Genomic DNA, 20,339 nt, shown 5'->3' on the forward strand with positions numbered 1-20,339 from the left:
GGTGATTGCTTGTGATTTTATTACTGGCCGTAGCAGCTATTCTAGGTGTTTCGGCCTTTTATGATTGGAAAACCTTTTTTGTAATCTTCCTATTTATTCTTCTGCTTTATTTGTTTACCTCATCCAAAAAAGTCATTTCGTATGTACTCATTACTATTGTTTTATATTTCCTCATCTCGCATCTTCATGCCTATTTTAATCAAACTACTGTAACGACCTCTAATAAATCGCTTATCGTTCGGATGACAGAGCTTCCAGATATCAATGGTTCAACGCTTCAAACAATTGTTACAACCTCTTCTGAAGAAAAAATAGTATTACGCTACTCTTTTAAATCAGCTGAAGAAAAGCAAGCTGTTTCTGATCAATATAAGCTTGGTTTAACTTGTGCTATTTCAGGGCAGTTAGAACAACCTGATAATCATCGCAATGAAAATGCTTTTAATTATCGACAATATTTGTGGAATCAAAAGATTAATTGGATTCTTAAGTCTGAACAAAATCCATTGAAAGCATGTAAAAATATGAAACCAAAACTAATTGAAAAAATCAAAAGTATTCGATTAAAAAGCTTACAGCATATAGAACGGTATTTTCCATCAGAGGCAAAAGGATTTTCAGCAGCGTTGTTATTCGGAGAAAGTGACTGGATTGAGGAAGAAACATACAATGCTTATAAATCATTGTCTCTCGTTCATATACTAGCTATTTCAGGTTTGCACGTGGCAATTATAACGGCTTGTTTATTTTATATAGGCATACGCCTAGGATTAACGAGAGAGACGACACAAAGTATTTTAATTGTTTTGCTTCCGATATATGGAGTGATTGCGGGTGGTGCTCCTTCTGTTGTCCGTGCATGTGTAATGGTTATGGCATTTCTAATTCTGTCTCTTTGCAGAATAAAAGTTTCATCCGTTTCTTTGTTAAGTAGTATTTTTCTCCTTTTAATGTTTATTAATCCTTTTTATTTACAACAAGTAGGTTTTCAGTTGTCGTTTTTTATTACCTTTGCGTTGTTAATGAGTGCGAAAATATTAGCTAGTGTTAAGCATCATAATAAAATAGTTCAATCACTAATCGTAACAGTTATTTGTCAGTTATGTTCACTGCCAATCATTTTATATTACTTTCATGAATTCTCTGTATGGGGATTTCTAGCGAATATTGTGTATATTCCGTTGTATACGGTTGTATTATTACCAGTAACATTTATTGCATTCCTCTTTTCTGTTTTACATGCTCCTTTTTCTTCTCTTTTGTTAAAGTTACTTGAATGTTTTTTTATCATCAGTAACGATACGGCAGTGTTACTGTCTCGTATCCCATTCGCTTCTCTTTCTTTTGGAAAACCATCCTTTTTATTTACGATGTTTTTGACGAGTGTGATTTTGCTGCTCTTTTACTTTTGGGAACAAAAGAATCGTAAACCTATCTTTATTTGTGTTTCTTTGTTGTTATTAAGTTTATTTGTGTTTTATCACAAAGTGAGTTTGTCACCAGTTGGTGAAGTAGTTGTAATTGATGTTGGTCAAGGAGATAGCATTTTAATTAAACGGCCTTTTGGGAAAGGGATCTATTTAATTGATACAGGCGGTGTATTACTATTTTCTCAAGATGAATGGCGGAAGAAGCGAAAGTCTTTTGAACCTGGTGAAGATATTGTTGTTCCTTTTTTGAAAAGCAAAGGTATTCGTAAAATCGATAAACTCATTTTGACGCATGATGACCAAGATCATATTGGTGGTGCTAATGCTGTCATGAAGGCGATGCGAGTAAAAGAGATTGTGATTCCGGAAGCATTAAGGAAGGATTTTATTGCTACTGCGATGTGGGAAGGAGCTATTAAAGAGAGAAGTAAAATGACTTTATTAGAAGATGGAGAGGGGTGGAGAAGGGGAAAGGATACTTTTCGTGTAGTGCATCCAGTTAAGTACACAGGTAATTCAAATGAAAGTTCCCTTGTGTTGTTAGCGACTATAAATGGAGTAAGGTGGTTATTTACGGGGGATTTAGGTGAGGAAGGTGAACAAGAGCTTATAAGAAGGTATCCTCAGTTAGAAGTGGATGTATTGAAGGTAGGGCATCATGGAAGTAAGCATTCTAGTTCGCCTCTTTTTCTAAATCAACTTAATGCTCGGGTAGCGGTTGTATCGGCCGGGAGAAACAATCGCTATAATCATCCAAGCCCAGAAGTGCTAGAATTGTTGCAGGAGCGCAATATCCACCTTCTACGCACGGATCAGAACGGAGCTATACAGTATAAATATTTATGGGGAAGAGGAACCTTTTCGGTCACATTGCCATAGTATAGGATTGTATTCGAAGAGCCCAAGATGATAAAAAAACGACCCCCATTATTGAATGGAAGGTCTATGTACTGTTTTAACCTGCAACGTATTTAATCACTGTTGCGATGATGAACATTGTGGCGAAAAACCCGAAAGAAACTATAAATCCTACTGCTGAATCAGTGGCATCATTACGCTTTGATTGCACATCTTGTTCAAATGTATTCATTTTCCATCCCTCCCATATATTCTTAAATAGTATAAGCGATTACACTAAAAAAATCTATACGGCACTAAATCGTTTTCCACAACTAGTAAGAGTTGTCACATATAGTTTGATTTTGTCTGGAAAGAATAATGACTACACCACCGTTACTAGTAATGATTTGGTATACCGCAGAAAGTCAAGTTTTCCCGGGGCTTAGCATTCTGCGTTTATATAGATTAGGGGTCGTCTTGATGAGATGAGGATGACCCCTTTATGTTCGATAAAGGTACTTTTATACTTATGTCCAAAATGCTCCCTATTATTCCTACTTGATAATTAAAACAATCATCGCTAACATTATGTTAATACAAGCAAAATGAGGCGATTAGTTTGGCATTAGAAGTATGGAAACAAATGAAGAAGAAGCAATTCGCTCCTTTATATTTACTGTATGGCCCTGAGCCATTTATTATAAAAAAAACACTTTCGACTTTAATGGAAAATGCATTAGAAGAAAGTGAAGTGGAATTTAATGTTTCGAACTTTGATTTAGAAGAAACACCGATTCACATTGCTCTTGAGGAAGCAGAAACCTTTCCTTTCATGGGTGAGCGGAAATTAGTGATTTTACATAATCCTTATTTTTTAACAGCAGAAAAAACAAAAGAAAAAGTAGAGCATAATATTCAATTATTTCTCGATTATGTAGAAAATCCTTCTCCGTTTTCTATTGTGGTTATTGCAGCGCCATATGAAAAACTAGATGAACGAAAAAAAATTACAAAACAGTTGAAGAAATATGCAACAGTTGTCGAAGCAAATAAATTAAAAGATCAAGAGCTTATAAAGTGGATAGAAGGGCAAGCTGCTACGCATGGTGTGCAGATTGAACGTGATGCAATTCAAGCTTTAATGGAGACAGCGGGACAGAACTTGTTGTTACTTTCGAATGAAATCGAGAAAATGGCGTTATACGTGTTTGAAGAGAAAGTGATTACTGTACAAACAGTGAATGATTTAGCTTCAAAATCATTAGAACAAAACATTTTCACATTAATTGATTTCATCATGAACCGTAAGGCATCGCAAGCTATACAATTATTGCAATCGTTACTGCGTCAAAATGAGGAGCCAATTAAAGTGTTAGCGCTTATGGCTTCGCAAGTACGCATTATGTATGTGGCAAAAAGTTTAGCTCAAAATGGTTACGGTCAGCAAAAAATAGCCACGCACTTAAAAATTCATCCTTTCCGCGTCAAATTAGCATTGGAAAAAGCTCGTTATTTCCATGAGAAAGAATTAATGACTTTCTTAAATAATATTGCGGATGCGGATTACAAAATGAAAACAGGGCAAATGGATAAAGCATTATTATTAGAGTTGATAATTTTACAAAGTGGAAGTCGAGTGAATAATCGGTAGAATTTAAGAGAGAATAAAAAGATGTGGTTTATGCCACGTCTTTTTATTTGCAAAAAAAACGATCCAAAGGATCGTTTTAATTATGCGTTAAGACTGTTTAGTCTTTTAGCTAAGCGAGATTTTTTGCGGGCAGCCGCGTTTTTATGGATAAGACCTTTAGAAGCAGCTTTGTCTAATTTTCTTACAGCAGCTAATAGAGTGTCTTTAGCGTTTGCATCATTGTTAGCAATTGCAGTTTCAGCGTTTTTAACAGCTGTACGCATTGAAGACTTAGCAGTAATATTGTTAGCTCTTTTTACTTCATTCGTTTTTACACGTTTAATCGCAGATTTAATGTTAGGCATTCCGGTGTCACCTCCTATATTAGGAATCGAGATCTATATAAAATAAACTCGACTTTTAAATTTCTTGTTTAAGCAACAAAAATCATTCTATCAGACTGACATTTATATTGCAATACTAATATGCATTGTACACTATTTTATTGTTGATTGTAAAAGGTTTTTCTCTTGAAAGAAATTTTTTAATAACCACAAAAGAATAATTGTAATTAAATATGGAAAAATAAGAGAACTTTGGTTTGGGAGGCAGTGCCTATGGAAGAGAAAGTAGATTACAGTAAATATGCTATAAGAACAGATTTAGCATTAGAAGCAAATGAAATGTTGATTGAAGAAAGAACGGTAGCTGGAGAGAAGGATATATCACAAATAGCTGGCGTTATTATTAAAGAAAAAACGGAAAATGATATTACTGTTTCATTAATTGAAGTAACGGCTGAAGGTGCAAAACAAATCGGAAAAAAAGAAGGGAATTACATAACGATTGAAGTACAAGGAATTCGTTCTGGTGATAGTGACACACAACAACGAGTGGAAGAGGTTTTTGCCAAAGAGTTTTCGTATTTTCTAAAAAAGCTACAAATTAAAGAAGATGCAAGTGCTCTTATTGTTGGATTGGGAAATTGGAATGTTACCCCCGATGCTCTTGGTCCATCAGTTGTAGAAAATTTAATTATAACTCGGCATTTATTTAAACTAGAGCCGGAAACAGTAAAGGAAGGTTATCGTCCAGTTAGTGCCATTGCACCAGGTGTTATGGGAATTACGGGTGTTGAGACGAGTGATATTATTTCTGGCGTTATCGAAAAGACGAAGCCGGATTTTGTTATTGCTGTTGATGCTCTTGCTGCTCGTTCACTAGAAAGAGTGAATGCTACTATACAAATTTCTGATGCAGGTATTCATCCTGGGTCAGGTGTAGGTAATAAGCGAAAAGAATTAAGTAAGGAAACACTTGGAATTCCTGTCATTGCGATTGGAATTCCGACAGTTGTAGATGCAGTTACAATTACGAGTGATACGATTGATTATATTTTGAAGCATTTTGGTAAAGAATTGAAAGAAGGAAATCGTCCATCAAGAGCACTTGCTCCTGCCGGACTAAACTTTGGAAAAAGAAAAAAATTAACTGACGATGATTTACCGGGAGAAGAGGAAAGAAAAACCTTTATGGGCGTTATTGGAACTCTTCCGGAAGAAGAAAAGCGAAAATTTATCCATGAAGTATTAGCTCCTCTTGGTCATAATTTAATGGTAACGCCAAAAGAAGTGGATGTTTTCATGGAGGATATGTCGAACTTAATTGCAAACGGATTAAATGCTGCACTACATGAGGCAGTAAATCAGGAGAATACGGGCTATCATACGAAGTAATAGAAAATTAATGAGGTTATACTAACTTGAAATTGTAATTTTTAGGGCTGATATTTTTAGTTCTACCTTTTCTAGCAAAGTCATATTTATTTAATAGACAAGCTGTGAAAGGGGAAAATGATGAAAAAACACTATCACTATAGCCCGTTTACGATTATTCAAGGATCTCTACTAGTAAAAATATTTCTAGCTGTTATAGTCCTCTTACTGTTTGTGTTTTCGTTAAGTGGTTTACTAACATCAGTGAATCCTGAATATCGTCCATCTTCCAAATCAGTAAACGATGCTACAAGTATTTTTTCTGGAAAGATGTTATTTTCGTTACTATCATTTGAAAATCGTTATTTTGCAGCATCAATAGAAGAGACTGACAAGAAAGACTCTTTGGAAAAACAGTTATTGAAGCTTTCAGCGAATATCTCGTTAGACGACCCGAGAAGTTTATTGGGACGAGAGTTACCTGGATTTGCTCATTTTGATTCGGAGATATTAGTGGCTGGTGAAGGAACGGATTATACGAATATGCCTTACGAGTCATCTCCACCAGATGATAAAGTTGTGGCGGAAAATGATGCTGATTTACAAAACGTAGATAATCTTGATACTCCATTGAAAGATTCGAACTCTAACAAGAAAAGTAATATAACGAATGGCAAGAAAGTTGTTTTGATTTATCATACACATACGTATGAGTCCTATACTCCTTATTTGAAGGGTGTAACGAATGCTGATCGAGCGGAGCATTCGAAAATTAATGTAACCAAAGTAGGTCAATTACTACAAAGTAGCTTGGAAAGTAATGGTATAGGTGCAACTGAGAATGATACGGATATTATTAAACGATTGTCAAATAAGGGATTAAAGTATTCAAAAGCCTATGCTGAATCCAGACTAGTTGTACAAGATGCGATGGCGAAGAATAAGGATTTAAACTATCTCATTGATGTTCATCGTGATTCCGCACCGAAGAAAAATACTACAATAACTATCAAAGGAAAAGTGTATGCCAAGCTTGCCTTTATAGTTGGTGGGGAGAATGCTCAATATAAGAAAAATTTTGCTCTAGCATCTAAGCTCCATCAGGCACTTGAAAAAAAATACCCTGGTTTATCGCGAGGGGTTTTTAAACAAGGTGGGCCTGGGAATAATGGTGTTTATAATCAAGATTTATCAGAGCGCGCGATGTTGATTGAAGCAGGTGGGGTTGATAATACATTTGAAGAATTACAAGCATCTATGCAGGCATTTGCTGACGTGTTTAGTGATTATTATGTAGCAGAAAATGGAATAAAGGAAGTTAACGGTGTAATTCAAAACTAGAATTTAAATAATACAAGCAGGGTGATTGTATGTTTCGCTTTTTTTTGAAATTTCTATTGGTACTTATTATATTTTTTGTAGGCGTTTTATTAGGCATGCAAAAAGCCAATATTGGGATGTTGAATATGCGAGGCTACGATGATCCAAAATTATATAGTGCTGTCTCTGTGGAACAACGAGACGGGGAAATAGATGCTTCTATTCTTGGAAAAGAAATTAATAGTTATGATTTACAAGAGAAGAAAGAGAAGCTAGAAGAAATAAAAGCGTTTAATGCGTTTTCAAACCTAGGAAAGAAAATTACGGAAAGTTCGAAAACTCTATTTAATAAAGCGCTAGATTTTGTTGTACCGGATTAGTGGGAGATTGTTGAATAAGTGAAATGGACATGCTCGGTCGTAAGTCGTTCTGTTTGAAAACCAAAAGTAGGTTTTCAAGAACAGTTCGTCTTGTGAGTGAGCATGTCTCCTTTTTGCTTTGGGCTTTGCTTATCTCCCTACGATAAGTCAGCGGGTTCCAGTTCATACGGAGCAAAACGGGGCACTTCCGCTTTTCGATGTGTCTAGCTCCAAGTGGTCAGCGACTAGTGGACTTCACACTCTTCTCTACGATAAGTCAACATCGAATCACTACGTTCTTCGTGTTTCCTTTATCACGTATCAGAGTGCTCCGGTCCATACGTCGCTAAGTGACCACTTTCCGCTTTTCATGTTGAATGTTGCTTTTTGACAGGTTATAATGAAAAATAGTGTATTTGTGTCGACATACAGGAGTGGATTAAATGAATAGAGAAGAAAAATTAAAACGACAATCGAAAATCCGTAACTTTTCCATTATCGCTCATATTGATCATGGGAAATCTACCTTAGCTGACCGTATTTTAGAGAAAACAAATGCGTTAGCTCAGCGTGAAATGAAAGCTCAATTGCTCGATTCTATGGACTTAGAACGTGAGCGTGGAATAACTATTAAGTTGAATGCAGTACAATTGAAATATAAAGCTTCTGATGGGGAAGAATATATTTTTCATTTGATAGATACGCCAGGTCACGTCGATTTCACATACGAGGTATCTCGTAGTTTAGCTGCATGTGAAGGTGCTGTATTAGTCGTAGATGCTGCGCAAGGGATTGAAGCTCAGACATTAGCGAACGTGTATTTAGCTTTAGATAATAATTTAGAAATTCTTCCAGTTATAAATAAAATTGATTTACCAAGTGCGGACCCTGAACGAGTTCGTAATGAAATTGAAGAAGTAATTGGTTTGGATGCATCGGAAGCGGTTCTATGTTCAGCGAAGGCTGGAATTGGAATTGAAGATATTCTAGAGCAAGTTGTTCTTCAAGTGCCACCGCCAGAAGGTGACCCAGATGCTCCATTAAAAGCTCTAATCTTTGACTCTTTATACGATGCATATCGTGGTGTAGTTGCATACATTCGTGTCGTAGAAGGAAGCGTTAAGCCTGGAGATAAAATTAAAATGATGGCTACAGGTAAAGAGTTTGAAGTAATTGAAGTAGGTGTGTTCACTCCGAAGTCTACAATTGTGGATGAATTAAACGTAGGGGATGTTGGATTCTTAACAGCCGCTATTAAAAACGTTGGTGATACACGCGTAGGGGATACCATTACCAATGCGAAAAACGGTGCTACTGAAGCTCTTCCTGGTTACCGTACTTTAAATCCAATGGTATATTGTGGTCTATATCCGATTGATTCGGCTCGCTTCAATGACTTACGTGAAGCATTAGAGAAACTCCAGTTGAATGACTCAGCATTACAATTCGAGCCTGAGACATCACAAGCACTTGGATTTGGTTTCCGTTGTGGATTCTTAGGATTGCTTCATATGGAAATTATTCAAGAGCGTATCGAAAGAGAATTCAAGATTGATTTGATTACTACTGCACCAAGTGTTATCTACCATGTACAAATGACAGATGGTTCTACTGTAACAGTTGATAACCCTTCTAATATGCCAGATCCTCAAAAAATCGAAAACGTAGAAGAGCCATATGTAAAAGCGACAATGATGGCTCCAAAAGACTACGTTGGCGCAATTATGGAAATTTGCCAAGAAAAACGCGGTGATTTCATCGATATGCAATATTTAGATGAAACACGTGTTAGTATTGTTTACGAAATTCCGTTATCTGAAATTGTTTATGACTTCTTCGACCAATTGAAATCAAGTACGAAAGGATATGCATCTTTTGACTATGAATTAATTGGATATAAACCGTCTAAACTAGTGAAGATGGATATTCTATTAAATAATGAAACGGTCGATGCACTAAGCTTTATCGTACACCGTGACTTTGCTTATGAACGTGGAAAGGTAATTGTAGATAAGTTAAGAGATTTAATTCCAAGACAACAATTCGAAGTACCAATCCAAGCAGCAATCGGTCAAAAAATCGTGGCTCGTTCAACGATTAAAGCGATGCGTAAAAACGTACTTGCAAAATGTTATGGTGGAGATATTTCACGTAAACGTAAACTTCTTGAAAAGCAAAAAGAAGGTAAAAAACGTATGAAGCAAGTTGGTTCTGTAGAAGTTCCGCAAGAAGCTTTTATGGCAGTATTAAAAATGGACGATACAAATACAAAAAAATAAAATTTTGAAAGGCTAGAAAAGGTTGACCTTCACTAGCCTTTTTTCTATAGAGAAGAGAATGGAAGGAGTTGGTTAAGAAATGAAGAGTGCATACATTCATATCCCGTTTTGTGAACATATATGTCATTATTGTGACTTTAATAAAATGTTTTTAAAAGGGCAGCCAGTAGAGAAATATTTGCATATGTTGAAAAAGGAAATGGAGTTAACATTACAACAGCAACCAACAGATCAGCTTTCGACGATTTATGTGGGTGGTGGTACACCGACGTCCTTGAATGAAGAGCAATTACAAGTGCTATGTGATTCTATTGAGGAAGTTCTCCCGTTTGATCGTCAATCAGTGGAATACACATTTGAAGCGAATCCTGGAGATTTATCAATCGATAAGATGCGTATACTTAAGCAAGCGGGTGTAAATCGAATTAGTTTTGGTGTGCAAGCTTTTCAAGAGAAAATCTTGAAGAGTATTGGGCGAACACATCGTCCGGAAGATGTATTTGATTCGATTGCGAAAGCACGTGAAGCAGGATTTGAAAATATTACAATTGATTTAATGTACGGATTACCTGGACAAACGAAGGAAGACTTTAAAGAGTCATTAAGGTTAGCTTTAGAGCTAGATTTACCTCACTACTCTAGTTACTCATTAATCGTTGAGCCAAAGACTGTATTTTACAACTTGATGCAAAAAGATGCTCTTCGATTGCCAAGTCAAGATTTAGAAGCGGAAATGTATGAAATACTAATGGATACAATGGAAGAGCATGGGCGACATCATTATGAAATTAGTAATTTTGCGAAAGAGGGCTATGAAAGTCGCCACAACACGACATATTGGGATAATGACTATTATTACGGTTTTGGAGCTGGTGCTCATAGCTATGTGAATGGAGAGCGTATCGCGAATTACGGTCCATTGAAAAAATATATGACTCCTATCGAAAATGGAGAACTACCACGTATGAGCGTTCATCCAGTACCACTCAATGAACGTATGGAAGAAGAAATGTTTCTAGGGTTAAGAAAGATGGAAGGTGTTTCACTTCAACTGTTTAAAGAACGCTTTAAACTGGATTTAATGGATGTATTTAAAGAACAAATCGAGGAACTGTTAGAGCGGCAACTAGTTGTGATTAAGGATGGACGGATTTCTTTGACTAGAGCGGGGAAATTGCTCGGAAATGAAGTGTTTCAATCGTTTATAGGAATTGGGTAAAACCGTTGACATTGTATAGTGATTTTGATAAGTTATTAAGTAGATTTAGCACTCGTTGTGTAGGAGTGCTAACAGAGGTGATCAAACATGCTAACAGATCGTCAGTTATTAATTCTACAAGTAATCATTGATGACTTTATTCGTTCTGCACAGCCGGTCGGCTCAAGAAGTTTATCGAAAAAAAGTGATATTACGTTTAGTTCTGCAACTATTCGTAATGATATGGCTGACTTAGAAGAATTAGGTTTTATTGAGAAAACACACACATCTTCAGGAAGAGTTCCTTCTGAAAAAGGGTATCGATATTATGTCGATCATTTGCTCTCTCCTCCACTAGTTCAAAATGAGGAAATGCAAAAGCTAAAGTCTGTTTTCGTTGATAAGATTTATGAATTAGAAAAGGTTGTCCAAAAATCTGCACAAATATTATCAGAAATCACGAATTATACGGCAATTGTTTTAGGTCCAAAGGTTAGAGATAATAAATTGAAAAAAATTTCACTTGTACCAATTGATCGTGAAACAGCGGTTGCTTTAATCGTCACGGATACAGGACATGTGGAAAACAAATTAATTCAGTTACCAACATCCATAGACGGAAGTCAAATTGAGAAGATCGTGAATATATTAAATGATCAATTAGTTGGTGTTCCTTTAGTAGAACTAGGCGTAAGAATTCAAAATGAAGTTGCAGCCTTATTTAGACAACACATAAACAATTATGAACAGATGGTTACATCATTAGCAGAAACGCTACAAGTGGTTCCGGATGAGAAAATCTTCTTCGGCGGAAAAACGAATATGCTAAGTCAACCAGAGTTCAATGATATTGAAAAGGTCCGATCTCTATTATCAATGATTGAACATGAGAAGGAATTGTATCAATTGATTGTTAAGAATCCACTCGGTGTTCATGTCAAAATTGGTAGTGAAAATAATGATCCAGCAATGGAGAATTGCAGCTTAATTACAGCAACATATTCGATAGGTCAAAAACAGTTTGGCACAGTTGCTATTTTAGGACCTACAAGAATGGACTATTCGCGTGTTATCTCACTTTTAAAATTATTCTCACAAGACTTCTCTACTGTTTTGACTAAATTGTATCAAAATAGATAGAAGTGGAGATATTGAGAGAAGGGCGTGGCATCGCTTTGCCTTTTTCTCTGTTCAGAATTTAAGAAGTAGATGATTCCGTTAGTATATAAATCTTTTAGTAAACTGCAAGTTGCTATAAGTTTTAAATAAAAAACATAGATATGGCTTTCATAGGGAGGTGAGTATCATGTCAGAACAAAACAAAAAAGAAGTTGAAGAAACAGTAGCTGACAATGCTGGTGTAGAAGAAATCTTTGCTGAGGAAGAAACTACTTCATCAGAAGATACAGTTGAAGTTGAACAAGAATTAACTTGTGAACAACAACTTGCAAAGGCAGAGGAAAATACTCGTAGTTTAACAGCAAAAATGGAAGAAATGGAAAACCGTTATCTTCGATTACAAGCTGATTTCGATAACTCAAGAAGACGCTCTAAATTAGATTTAGAGGCTGCTCAAAAATATAGAGTCCAAAGTTTAGCAAGCGAACTAATTACTTCGTTAGATAATTTCGAAAGAGCCCTTGCTGTACCAACAGAAAATGAAGAAACGAAAAGTATGCTTCAAGGTCTGGAAATGGTGTACAAAAGTATGATGGATGCACTTCAAAAAGAAGGCGTTGAACCAATTGAAGCTGTTGGCCAAGAATTTGATCCGAATTTCCATCAAGCGGTTATGCAAGTAAGTGATGAAAATTTTGCGGCAAATATTGTGGTTGAAGAGTTTCAAAAAGGGTATAAGCTCAAAGATCGTGTTCTTAGACCGTCAATGGTGAAAGTAAATCAATAAAAGAGAATTACATATTATTTAGGAGGTAATTTTGACATGAGTAAAATTATCGGTATTGACTTAGGTACTACTAACTCTTGCGTATCTGTACTTGAAGGTGGAGAAGCAAAAGTTATCCCAAATCCAGAAGGTAACCGCACAACTCCTTCAGTTGTTGCATTTAAAAACGGTGAAAGACAAGTTGGGGAAGTGGCTAAGCGTCAAGCAATCACAAACCCTAACACAATTATGTCTATCAAACGTCATATGGGTACTACTTATAAAGAAAATATTGAAGGCAAAGACTATTCTCCACAAGAAATCTCTGCTATCATTCTTCAACACTTAAAAGGCTATGCAGAAGAATATCTTGGTGAGAAAGTAACGAAAGCTGTAATCACAGTTCCTGCTTACTTCAATGATGCTGAGCGTCAAGCTACGAAAGATGCTGGTCAAATCGCAGGTCTTGAAGTTGAACGTATTATCAACGAACCAACTGCTGCAGCTCTAGCATATGGAATGGATAAAACAGACGAAGATCAAACAATTCTTGTATTTGACCTTGGTGGCGGTACTTTCGACGTTTCAATTCTTGAAATTGGTGATGGTGTATTTGAAGTTAAATCTACTGCTGGTGACAACCGTCTTGGTGGAGATGACTTTGACCAAGTAATCATCGATTACCTAGTAGAGGAATTCAAGAAAGAACATGCTATCGATCTAAGTCAAGATAAAATGGCTCTTCAACGTTTAAAAGATGCTGCTGAAAAAGCGAAGAAAGACCTTTCTGGTGTAACTTCTACGCAAATTTCATTACCATTCATCACTGCTGGTGCAGCTGGTCCATTACACTTAGATGTAACTCTATCAAGAGCGAAATTCGAAGAGTTATCTCATAGCTTAATCGAGCGTACAATGGGACCTGTTCGTCAAGCTGTTAAAGATGCTGGCTTAAGCACATCTGAAATTGATAAAGTAATCCTTGTTGGTGGTTCTACTCGTATTCCAGCTGTTGTTGAAGCGGTACGTAAAGAAACTGGAAAAGACCCACATAAAGGTGTTAACCCTGATGAAGTAGTAGCAATGGGTGCTGCAATTCAAGGTGGCGTTTTAACTGGTGATGTTAAAGACGTAGTATTACTTGATGTAACTCCACTTTCTCTAGGAATTGAAACAATGGGTGGCGTATTCACGAAACTTATTGATCGTAATACAACAATTCCAACAAGTAAGTCTCAAGTATTCTCGACTGCTGCTGATAACCAACCAGCTGTTGATATCCATGTACTTCAAGGTGAGCGTCCAATGGCTAACGACAACAAAACACTTGGTCGTTTCCAATTAACTGATATTCCACCAGCACCACGTGGAATTCCACAAATCGAAGTATCATTCGATATTGATAAAAACGGTATCGTAAATGTTCGTGCTAAAGATTTAGGTACTAACAAAGAGCAAACTATTACAATTAAGTCTTCTTCAGGCTTATCAGATGAAGAAGTAGAACGTATGGTTAGAGAAGCTGAAGAAAATGCAGAGGCTGACAAAGCACGTAAGGAAGAAGTAGACTTACGCAATGAAGCTGATCAATTAGTATTTACTACTGAAAAGACTGTGAAAGATCTTGAAGGTAAAGTAGATGCTTCTGAAATTGAATCTGCAACTGCTGCTAAAGATGCTCTTAAAGAAGCAATTGAGAAGAATGATTTAGAAGAAATCCGCACTAAGAAGGATGCTCTTCAAGAAATCGTTCAAAATCTTACTATGAAGCTTTATGAAGAAGCAGCAAAAGCTCAACAAGCAGCTCAAGGTGCTGAAGCTGGTCAAGGTGAAGCAAAAGCAGACGATGACGTTGTAGATGCTGAGTTTACTGAAGTAGACGATAAAGATAAAAAGTAAGTTTTGTAAGTAACAACGAATGTAAAAAAAGTCAAAGTCATCGTTTAGGGCTTTGACTTTTTTTTAGAGTTTAGATCATTCTCCGGCGATATTAGCCTTCGTTTTGTGAAAACACTTTTTGGATTTTTACAATATATTACTAGTGCATGTGATAAAAGAATGTATATAATTTTCCGTGGTGTCTAACCTTACACCTGCCACACTTGGAAATAAGCCAATACGTTTTGAAAACCAAGAGCGGGTTTTCAAGAACGACTCGTCTTATTTCTGCCGTGTGGCTCCTTTTCCATTGAAGTTTATTCAAGAAGTAAGTGCTTCATGAAAAAGGACCGGTGACGGTTTTCATTATTGCAACCACTATAAAGTAAGTGATAAAATAACATTTATGTGAAAGAACCGGGAGTTGAAAGCTTATGAGTAAAAGAGATTATTATGAGGTGTTAGGGGTCAGCAAAAGCGCTTCAAAAGATGAAATAAAAAAAGCATATCGTAAACTTTCAAAACAATATCATCCTGATATTAATAAAGAAGCGGATGCTGCAGATAAATTCAAAGAAATCAAAGAAGCTTATGAAATCTTAAGCGATGAACAAAAGCGCGCACATTATGATCAATTTGGACATACTGATCCAAATCAAGGCTTTGGTGGTGGCGGCTTTGGTGGTCAAGATTTTGGTGGGGGCTTTGGCGGTTTTGAAGATATCTTCAGCACGTTCTTTGGCGGTGGCGGAAGTAGACGAGATCCAAATGCACCACGAAAAGGGAATGACCTTCAATATACAATGACAATTTCATTCGAGGATGCTGTTTTTGGTAAAGAAACAACTATTGAAATTCCTCGCGAGGAAAATTGTGATACATGTAAAGGTACTGGGGCTAAACCAGGTACAAAGGTAGAAAACTGTTCTCATTGTGGTGGAAGTGGTCAAGTTAATATTGAACAAAATACCCCATTTGGAAGAATTGTAAACCGTACAACTTGTCGTCACTGTCATGGAACGGGTAAAGATATTCCAAACAAATGTACTACATGTTCTGGTACAGGGAAAGTTAAGAAAAGAAAGAAAATCAACGTTAAAATTCCCGCAGGTATCGATGATGGTCAACAATTACGTGTATCTGGACAAGGTGAACCAGGTGTAAATGGTGGTCCTTCAGGTGATTTATTCGTTGTGTTCCATGTAAGAGAGCATGAGTTCTTTGAAAGAGATGGAGACGATGTGTACTGCGAAGTACCATTAACGTTCGTGCAAGCGGCATTAGGAGATGAAATTGAAGTTCCAACATTACATGGAAAAGTTCAATTGAAAATCCCTGCTGGTACGCAAACAGGTACTAGATTCCGTTTAAAAGGAAAAGGTATTCCTAACGTTCGTGGTTACGGTCAAGGAGATCAACATATTATCGTGAAGTTGATTACACCTAAGAAGTTAAGTGATAAGCAAAAGCAATTGTTAAGAGAGTATGCTGAAGTTAGTGGAGAGACTACTGATGAGCATACAGAGGGCTTCTTTGCAAAAATGAAGCGCGCTTTTAAAGGAGAATAATTCAAACAGGAGTTGGTAGTAAATGAAATGGTCTGAAATAGCAATCCATACAACAAGTGAAGCGGTCGAACCGATCTCAAATATTTTACACGAAGCGGGTGCAAGCGGAGTTGTAATCGAAGATAGGGAAGATCTTTTTAAAGAAAGAGAAGATCAGTTTGGTGAGATCTACCAACTTAATCCTGATGATTATCCTGAAGAAGGCGTTTTAATGAAAGCATATCTTCCTGTGAATAGTTTCTTAGGTGAAACGGTGGAAGGTATTAAAGAAGCGATTAATAGCTTAATGCTTTATGATATTGATTTAGGATTAAATTCTGTAACAATCAGTGAAGTGAATGAAGAAGAGTGGGCTACAGCGTGGAAGAAATATTATCACCCTGTTAAGATTTCGGAAAGATTCACTATTGTTCCTACTTGGGAAGAGTACGAACCTGTATCTAGCGATGAATTGATTATTGAACTTGATCCAGGAATGGCATTTGGAACAGGAACGCATCCAACAACAGTCTTATGTATTCAAGCTTTAGAGAAAATGGTGAATCGTGGAGACAAGGTTGTTGATGTTGGAACTGGTTCAGGCGTATTAAGTATTGCTGCGGCTATGTTAGGAGCATCTCATGTTGAAGCTTTAGATTTAGATGAGGTAGCTGTTAAATCAGCGAAACTTAATATTAAGTTGAATAAAGTACAAGATACAGTAAATGTGTCGCAAAATAACTTGCTAGATGGTGTAACTGGACTTCAAGATGTCATTGTAGCAAATATCTTAGCTGAAGTTATCATGCGATTTACGGATGATGTAGCAACTGGATTAAAGCAAGGCGGATACTTTATTTCTTCAGGTATTATTTTACAGAAAAAAGATGAAGTGAAAGAAGCTCTTATTGCATCTGGATTCGAAATCATGGAAACAATGGTAATGGAAGATTGGGTAGCTTTCATTGCAAAGAAGAAGTAAGCTTTTCTTTTAATTATAATAAGATGAACCTGCCACACGAGGGTCTCCTGAGCCAATCCGTTTTTGAAAATCGAAAAGCGGGTTTTCAAGAACGGCTCGGCTAGTCTTGCGTGTGGCTCCTTTTTGCTTTAAAGGGGTAAAAAGGACCGGTGGCGGTTTTTCGATGTCTAACCTTACACCTGCCATGCTTGGACATAAGTCATGCTGTTTTGAAAACCATAAGCAGGTTTTCAAGAACAGCCCGCCTTATGTCTGGCGCATGTCTCCTTTTGAATTTGAAGTCAAACAAGAAGTGAAATCTTCAATTCAAAAGGACCGGTGACGGTTTTTCAGAGTGCCACTTGTTCATTTTTTAAAACGGAAATTTGACGGAGTAGGTGTAGGAAGCATGCAACGATATTTTGTTCCAGTTGAGCAAATAAAAGACGATGTTGTGACAATTAAAGATAGTGATTATCATCATATCGCAAAAGTATTAAGAATGACTGATGGAGAAGAGGTTATTTGTGTACTTGGAGATAAGGGCAGTGCATTAGTACGTATTGAAAACATTACCAATGAAGAGGTTTTGGGGACTGTTATAGAATGGTTGAATGAAGAGAAAGAATTACCTGTTCAAGTAACTATCGTGAGCGGTTTGCCTAAAGGGGATAAATTAGAGTACATTGTGCAAAAAGGTACGGAGTTAGGAGCTCATTTCTTTATCCCTTTTATTGCTGATCGTTCAATTGTGAAATGGGATGCGAAGAAAGCAGCGAAGAAAGTAGAGCGTCTGCAGAAGATTGCGAAAGAAGCTGCCGAGCAATCACATCGTACTGTTGTACCGCAAGTTGAAACACCACTCAATCTTCGTCAATTGCTTGAACGAGCAAAAGAGTTTGATGTGCTTCTTGTTGCTTATGAAGAAGAAGCTAAAAAAAATGAAAGTAGTGCTCTTAGTAAGGCGCTTCAAACGATGAAACCGGGGGCTTCTGTTATAGTAGTATTTGGCCCTGAAGGCGGTTTAACGGAGTTAGAAGTTGAAGCATTAAGAGATGCTGGTTTTACAGCATGCGGCTTAGGACCAAGAATACTTAGAACAGAAACAGCACCTTTATATGTACTTTCAGCTGTTTCATATCAATTAGAATTAATGGGGTGAAGATAAATGGCAACTGTTGCTTTTCATACATTAGGTTGTAAAGTAAATCATTATGAAACAGAAGCAATTTGGCAGCTGTTTAAAGCGGAGAATTATGAACGTGTAGACTTCGAAGCGAAGTCAGACGTATATGTCATAAATACGTGTACAGTTACCAATACAGGAGATAAGAAGAGCCGTCAAATTATTCGTCGTGCGATTCGTAAAAACCCTGATGCGGTTATTTGTGTTACGGGCTGTTATGCGCAAACGTCACCTGCTGAAATTCTAGCAATTCCAGGGGTAGATGTTGTAGTTGGAACACAAGACAGAAACAAAATGATTCCATATATTGAACAATTTAAACAAGAGCGAGAGCCGATTAATGGTGTAGGTAACATCATGAAATCACGTGTATATGAAGAGCTAGATGTGCCTGCATTTACAGATCGTACACGTGCTTCATTGAAAATCCAAGAAGGTTGTAATAACTTCTGTACATTCTGTATTATTCCGTGGGCTCGTGGATTAATGCGTTCTCGAAAACCAGATGAGGTAATTCGTCAAGCCCAGCAGCTAGTAGACGCAGGTTATAAAGAGATTGTTTTAACAGGTATTCACACAGGTGGATATGGTGAGGATATGAAAGATTATAATCTTGCAATGCTACTACGTGATTTAGAAGAAAATGTAGTAGGGTTAAAACGTATTCGTATTTCTTCAATAGAAGCTAGTCAGATTTCAGATGAAGTAGTTGAAGTGTTAAGAACGTCGAAAAAAGTTGTGCGTCATTTACACATACCGCTTCAATCTGGCTCAGATACTGTATTGAAAAGAATGCGTAGAAAATATACAATGGAATTCTTCGGTGAAAGATTACGTGCGTTGAAAGATGCACTTCCTGGACTTGCTGTTACTTCCGATGTAATCGTTGGATTCCCAGGGGAAACAGAAGAAGAGTTTATGGAAACATACGATTTTATTAAAGAACATCAATTCTCTGAGCTGCATGTATTCCCATATTCAAAACGTACTGGGACACCAGCGGCAAGAATGGAAGACCAAGTGGATGAAGATGTGAAGAATGATCGTGTTCATCGATTAATTGCTCTAAGTGATCAATTAGCGAAGGAATATGCTTCTAACTTTGAAAATGAAGTGCTAGAAGTCATTCCTGAAGAACGTTTTTCAGAAGGCGAAAACGAGGATTTATATGTTGGTTATACAGACAACTATTTGAAAGTCGTATTCACTGGTAACGAAGAGATGGTTGGGGAAATTGTTAAAATAAAGATTACAAAAGCGGGTTATCCTTATAATGAAGGACAGTTTGTTAAAGTGATGAAAGACGAAGAAGCGACTTCATTGTCAAAAGCACAATAACAATTTTTATTAAAAAGGAGAACTACAATGAATAATAAAATCGCAGGAATGATTGATCACACTGTATTAAAAGCAGATACTACTGAAAAGCAAATTGTAACGCTTTGTGAGGAAGCTCGTGAATATAAATTTGCTTCAGTTTGTGTTAATCCTACATGGGTAAAGAAATGCGCTGAATTACTTCAAGGCTCAGGCGTTGATGTATGTACTGTAATTGGTTTCCCATTAGGTGCAAATACATCAGAAGTTAAAGCATTTGAAACTACACAAGCAATTAAAGATGGCGCTACTGAAGTAGATATGGTTATCAACATTGGTGCGTTAAAAGATGGTAATAATGAACTAGTTGAGAGAGATATTAAAGCAGTTGTAGATGCAGCAAAAGGTAAAGCTTTAACAAAAGTTATTATCGAATCTTGCCTTCTTACTGATGAAGAGAAAGTTCGCGCTTGTGAATTAGCTGTGAAAGCTGGAACGGATTATGTTAAAACATCTACTGGTTTCTCAACTGGCGGAGCTACAAAAGAAGACATCGCATTAATGAGAAAAACAGTTGGACCAGACATCGGTGTCAAAGCTTCTGGTGGAGTTCGTAATACAGAAGATGCAGAAACGATGATTGCTGCAGGTGCAACAAGAATTGGTGCTAGTGCAGGAGTTTCAATCATAAAAGGTTTAACTGCAAATAGTGATTATTAATTTTTGGGATTTTAAATAAGAAAAAGGCTCAAATTGCGCTATGCTAGTGTAATTTGAGCCTTTTTTGTGTTGTC

17 protein-coding genes are annotated in these 20,339 nt (G+C 36.8%); 15 read left to right on the top strand and 2 right to left on the bottom strand.

Going from position 1 to position 20,339, the window contains the following annotated elements:
• Positions 1-11: 11 nt before the first annotated feature.
• On the top strand, positions 12-2,309 hold the full coding sequence (locus tag TX86_RS02060) for a DNA internalization-related competence protein ComEC/Rec2 (protein WP_042345783.1): 2,298 nt from the start codon (positions 12-14) through the stop codon (positions 2,307-2,309).
• A gap of 76 nt (positions 2,310-2,385) precedes the next feature.
• On the opposite strand, the gene TX86_RS26040 is transcribed toward TX86_RS02060, so the two are convergent.
• The gene (locus TX86_RS26040; RefSeq protein WP_042345785.1) at positions 2,386-2,520 is read right to left on the bottom strand and encodes a YqzM family protein; all 135 of its coding nucleotides are present in this window, start codon (positions 2,518-2,520) and stop codon (positions 2,386-2,388) included.
• A gap of 369 nt (positions 2,521-2,889) precedes the next feature.
• Here TX86_RS26040 and holA point away from each other — a divergent pair, with 369 nt between their 5' ends.
• Positions 2,890-3,921 carry a DNA polymerase III subunit delta gene (holA, locus tag TX86_RS02070; protein ID WP_081707534.1) on the top strand — a complete coding sequence of 344 codons (1,032 nt, stop codon included), beginning with the start codon at positions 2,890-2,892 and terminating at the stop codon, positions 3,919-3,921.
• 80 nt (positions 3,922-4,001) lie between these two features.
• Here holA and rpsT read toward each other — a convergent pair whose 3' ends face one another.
• Positions 4,002-4,265 (bottom strand): 30S ribosomal protein S20, encoded by a 264-nt coding sequence (gene rpsT / locus TX86_RS02075; protein WP_042345788.1) that lies wholly within the window; start codon positions 4,263-4,265, stop codon positions 4,002-4,004.
• Positions 4,266-4,517: 252 nt separating this feature from the next.
• On the opposite strand from rpsT, the gene gpr reads away from it, so the two are divergent.
• From gpr to deoC, 13 genes are all read left to right on the top strand, one after another.
• A complete protein-coding gene (gpr, locus tag TX86_RS02080; RefSeq protein WP_042345789.1) occupies positions 4,518-5,636 on the top strand; it encodes a GPR endopeptidase in 1,119 nt (372 codons plus the stop codon).
• Between the two features lie 117 nt (positions 5,637-5,753).
• Positions 5,754-6,956: a stage II sporulation protein P gene (gene spoIIP, locus TX86_RS02085; protein WP_336469843.1), complete on the top strand. Its 1,203-nt coding sequence runs from the start codon at positions 5,754-5,756 to the stop codon at positions 6,954-6,956.
• Between the two features lie 29 nt (positions 6,957-6,985).
• Positions 6,986-7,315 (top strand): YqxA family protein, encoded by a 330-nt coding sequence (locus tag TX86_RS02090; protein ID WP_042345793.1) that lies wholly within the window; start codon positions 6,986-6,988, stop codon positions 7,313-7,315.
• A 422-nt stretch (positions 7,316-7,737) separates the two neighbouring features.
• On the top strand, positions 7,738-9,573 hold the full coding sequence (gene lepA / locus TX86_RS02095) for a translation elongation factor 4 (RefSeq protein WP_042345798.1): 1,836 nt from the start codon (positions 7,738-7,740) through the stop codon (positions 9,571-9,573).
• Positions 9,574-9,652: 79 nt separating this feature from the next.
• Positions 9,653-10,792: a radical SAM family heme chaperone HemW gene (hemW, locus tag TX86_RS02100; protein ID WP_042345799.1), complete on the top strand. Its 1,140-nt coding sequence runs from the start codon at positions 9,653-9,655 to the stop codon at positions 10,790-10,792.
• A gap of 87 nt (positions 10,793-10,879) precedes the next feature.
• A complete protein-coding gene (gene hrcA, locus TX86_RS02105; protein WP_042345801.1) occupies positions 10,880-11,911 on the top strand; it encodes a heat-inducible transcriptional repressor HrcA in 1,032 nt (343 codons plus the stop codon).
• 166 nt (positions 11,912-12,077) lie between these two features.
• Positions 12,078-12,677: a nucleotide exchange factor GrpE gene (grpE, locus tag TX86_RS02110; RefSeq protein WP_042345803.1), complete on the top strand. Its 600-nt coding sequence runs from the start codon at positions 12,078-12,080 to the stop codon at positions 12,675-12,677.
• 36 nt (positions 12,678-12,713) lie between these two features.
• Entirely contained in the window at positions 12,714-14,555 is a 1,842-nt protein-coding gene (dnaK, locus tag TX86_RS02115) for a molecular chaperone DnaK (RefSeq protein WP_042345805.1), read from the top strand.
• Between the two features lie 413 nt (positions 14,556-14,968).
• Positions 14,969-16,102, top strand: coding sequence for a molecular chaperone DnaJ (dnaJ, locus tag TX86_RS02120; protein WP_042345806.1), 1,134 nt, complete (start codon positions 14,969-14,971; stop codon positions 16,100-16,102).
• A 22-nt stretch (positions 16,103-16,124) separates the two neighbouring features.
• Positions 16,125-17,063 (top strand): 50S ribosomal protein L11 methyltransferase, encoded by a 939-nt coding sequence (prmA, locus tag TX86_RS02125; protein ID WP_042345807.1) that lies wholly within the window; start codon positions 16,125-16,127, stop codon positions 17,061-17,063.
• 388 nt (positions 17,064-17,451) lie between these two features.
• Positions 17,452-18,204: a 16S rRNA (uracil(1498)-N(3))-methyltransferase gene (locus TX86_RS02135; RefSeq protein WP_042345810.1), complete on the top strand. Its 753-nt coding sequence runs from the start codon at positions 17,452-17,454 to the stop codon at positions 18,202-18,204.
• A gap of 6 nt (positions 18,205-18,210) precedes the next feature.
• Positions 18,211-19,566 (top strand): tRNA (N(6)-L-threonylcarbamoyladenosine(37)-C(2))-methylthiotransferase MtaB, encoded by a 1,356-nt coding sequence (mtaB, locus tag TX86_RS02140; protein WP_042345811.1) that lies wholly within the window; start codon positions 18,211-18,213, stop codon positions 19,564-19,566.
• A gap of 27 nt (positions 19,567-19,593) precedes the next feature.
• A complete protein-coding gene (deoC, locus tag TX86_RS02145) occupies positions 19,594-20,265 on the top strand; it encodes a deoxyribose-phosphate aldolase (protein ID WP_042345812.1) in 672 nt (223 codons plus the stop codon).
• Positions 20,266-20,339: the final 74 nt, after the last annotated feature.

The sequence above is a fragment of the Bacillus massiliigorillae genome, assembly GCF_000380245.2.
Classification (GTDB): domain Bacteria; phylum Bacillota; class Bacilli; order Bacillales; family DSM-1321; genus Bacillus_AD; species Bacillus_AD massiliigorillae.